The sequence below is a fragment of the Allosphingosinicella sp. genome (assembly GCF_036387215.1).
Taxonomy (GTDB): domain Bacteria; phylum Pseudomonadota; class Alphaproteobacteria; order Sphingomonadales; family Sphingomonadaceae; genus Allosphingosinicella.
Genome location: NZ_DASVUE010000395.1, coordinates 1 through 2977, shown reverse-complemented (window position 1 = coordinate 2977; position 2977 = coordinate 1). Strand labels below are relative to the sequence as shown.

Genomic DNA, 2977 nt, shown 5'->3' with positions numbered 1-2977 from the left:
GCTGATCCTGGCCTTCTTCAACGCGGCCGGGCTGATGCTGATCGTGGGCGCCGAGTTCATCGCGATGCTGCTGGTGATCGTCTATGTCGGCGCGGTCGCAGTGCTGTTCCTGTTCGTCGTGATGATGCTCGACGTCGACTTCGCGGAGCTCCGGGCGGGCTTCGCCAAATATCTGCCGTTCGGAGGGATACTGGCGCTGGTGCTCCTCGCCGAGATCATCTTCGCCGTCGCCGCCTGGAACGCGGGCGGCATCGAGACCGCGGCCAAGGCGGCTCCGACCGATCCCAACGTGCCGAACATCCAGGAACTGGGGACGGTCCTCTACACGCGCTACCTCTACATCTTCGAAGCCGCGGGCCTGGTGCTGCTGGTCGCGATGATCGGTGCGATCGTGCTCACGCACAGGAAGCGCAGCGACCTTCGCCCGCAGAACGTCTCTGCCCAGAACCGCCGCCGCCCCGAGGACGCCGTCCGCATCGTCACCGACCAGCCGGTGGGCGAGGGGGTGAAGCTGTGATCGGGCTCTGGTCGAAAGGACGCCGATCATGATCGGCTTGGGCCACTTCCTCGTCGTGAGCGCGATCCTGTTCGTGCTCGGCGTGTTCGGCATCTTCATCAACCGCAAGAACATCATCGTCATCCTGATGGCGATCGAGCTCATCCTGCTCAGCGTGAACATCAACCTCGTCGCCTTCTCCGCCTATCTCCACGACATGGTGGGACAGGTATTCGCGATGTTCGTGCTCACCGTCGCTGCGGGCGAGGCGGCGATCGGCCTCGCGATCCTCGTCATCTACTTCCGCGGCCGCGGCACGATCGCGGTCGACGACATCAACCAGATGAAGGGCTGATATGACCGTCCAGCTCATCGTCTTCCTGCCGCTGCTGGCTGCGATCGTCGCCGGCCTCGGCAACCGCATGATCGGCAACTTCGCGGCCAAGCTGATCACCACCGGCGCGCTGTTCGCGTCTGCGATCCTCTCCTGGCCCATCTTCCTCGGCTTCATGGCCGGAACGGAGACGTCGCAGCTCCATCCGGTGCTCGCCTGGATCCATTCCGGGGCTCTGCAGGTGGATTGGTCGCTTCGCGTCGATGCGCTGACGGCGGTGATGCTGGTGGTGGTGACGACGGTCTCGAGCCTCGTCCATCTCTATTCCTGGGGCTATATGGCCGAGGATCCGTCGCAGCCGCGCTTCTTCGCCTATCTGTCGCTCTTCACCTTCGCGATGCTGATGCTGGTGACGGCCGACAACCTCGTCCAGATGTTCTTCGGCTGGGAGGGCGTCGGCCTCGCATCCTATCTGCTGATCGGCTTCTGGTACCACAAGCCCTCTGCCAACGCGGCAGCGCTGAAAGCGTTCGTCGTCAATCGCGTCGGCGATTTCGGCTTCTCGCTGGGTATCTTCGGCACGTTCCTCGTCTTCGGCACCGTGTCCATCCCTGCGATCCTCGCCGCGGCTCCCGGCATGGCGGGCTCGACCTTCGGTTTCCTCGGGATGCGCGTCGACGTCATGACGACGCTCTGCCTGCTGCTGTTCGTCGGCGCGATGGGCAAGTCCGCGCAGCTCGGGCTCCACACCTGGCTTCCGGACGCGATGGAGGGCCCGACGCCGGTCTCCGCGCTCATCCACGCCGCGACCATGGTCACCGCGGGCGTGTTCATGGTCTGCCGCCTCTCGCCGATGTTCGAGACGAGCGACACCGCGCTTGCCGTCGTCACCTTCGTCGGCGCAGCCACGGCCCTGTTCGCCGCCACGGTGGGTACGGTCCAGAACGACATCAAGCGCGTGATCGCTTATTCGACCTGCTCGCAATTGGGCTACATGTTCTTCGCGGCCGGCGTCGGCGCCTATTCCGCGGCGATGTTCCACCTCTTCACGCACGCTTTCTTCAAGGCCCTGCTGTTCCTCGGCGCGGGCTCGGTGATCCATGCCATGCACCACGAGCAGGACATGCGCTTCTACGGCGGCCTTCGTAAGTCGATCCCGCTTACCTTCTGGGCGATGATGGCGGGAACGCTCGCGATCACCGGCGTAGGCGTGATCGCGATCGGCGGCTTGCCCGGCTTCGGCTTCGCGGGCTTCTTCTCGAAGGACGCGATCATCGAGAGCGCCTATATGAGCGGCACGGCGCACGGCGGCTTCGCCTTCGCGGTCGGCATTTTCGCGGCCTTGCTGACGAGCTTCTACAGCTGGCGGCTCATCTTCCTCACCTTCTTCGGAAAGCCCCGCTGGGCCGCCTCGGAGCATATCCAGCACGCCCTCCACGACGCGCACGACCATCATCATCATGCCGATCATTCGGACGAAGAAGATGCGGGCCACGACACGCGCCCCAACGAAGCGGGTGCGCAGGAAATCCCCACCGGGACCGGCGGCTATCATCCGCATGAAAGCCCCTGGACGATGCTGGTGCCGCTTGGCGTGCTCGCGCTCGGCGCGGTGTTCGCGGGCATCGTCTTCCACGGGCCGTTCATCGACGCCCATGAAGGCGTCGAATTCTGGGGCCGCAGCCTCGCCTTCGACGCGCATCTGATGGAGGAGATCCATCATTCGCCTCTGTGGGTGAAGCTCGCGCCCGCGATCGTGATGATCACCGGCTTCCTGATCGCGCTTCAGGCCTATGTTCGGAACACCACTCTTCCGGAGCGCTTCGTCGGCCAGTTCGGGATCCTCTACCGCTTCCTCTACAACAAGTGGTTCTTCGACGAGATCTACAACACGGTGTTCATTCGCCCCTCGCTCTGGCTCGGCCGCTTCTTCTGGAAGCGTGGCGACGAAAAGACGATTGATCGCTTCGGGCCCGACGGCGCAGCGACCCTGGTGGCAGGCGGGAACGCGCTCACCGCCCGGCTCCAGTCCGGCTATCTCTACACCTACGCGCTCGTGATGCTGCTCGGCGTCGCCGCCGCCGCCACCTGGGCGATGGCGCGATGAACGCTCTCGGCTTTCCGATCCTGTCGCTGATGCTGCTCGT

General features: G+C 64.5%; 3 protein-coding genes. All 3 read left to right on the top strand.

The features are described from left to right. The coding region (locus VF662_RS15240) for an NADH-quinone oxidoreductase subunit J (RefSeq protein ID WP_464142784.1) at positions 1 to 517 on the top strand (517 nt) is incomplete at its 5' end. A 28-nt stretch (positions 518 to 545) separates the two neighbouring features. After that, positions 546 to 851, top strand: a complete 306-nt coding sequence (gene nuoK, locus VF662_RS15235) for an NADH-quinone oxidoreductase subunit NuoK (RefSeq protein WP_464142782.1) — start codon at positions 546 to 548, stop codon at positions 849 to 851. Between the two features lies 1 nt (position 852). After that, entirely contained in the window at positions 853 to 2937 is a 2085-nt protein-coding gene (gene nuoL, locus VF662_RS15230) for an NADH-quinone oxidoreductase subunit L (RefSeq protein WP_464142781.1), read from the top strand. The last annotated feature ends 40 nt before the right edge of the window (positions 2938 to 2977 follow it).

What these genes read in the sequence shown, in the direction of transcription:
- nuoK (WP_464142782.1), top strand. Translation starts at nt 546, where the DNA reads ATGATCGGCTTGGGCCACTTCCTCGTCGTGAGCGCGATCCTGTTCGTG.
- nuoL (WP_464142781.1), top strand. Translation starts at nt 853, where the DNA reads ATGACCGTCCAGCTCATCGTCTTCCTGCCGCTGCTGGCTGCGATCGTC.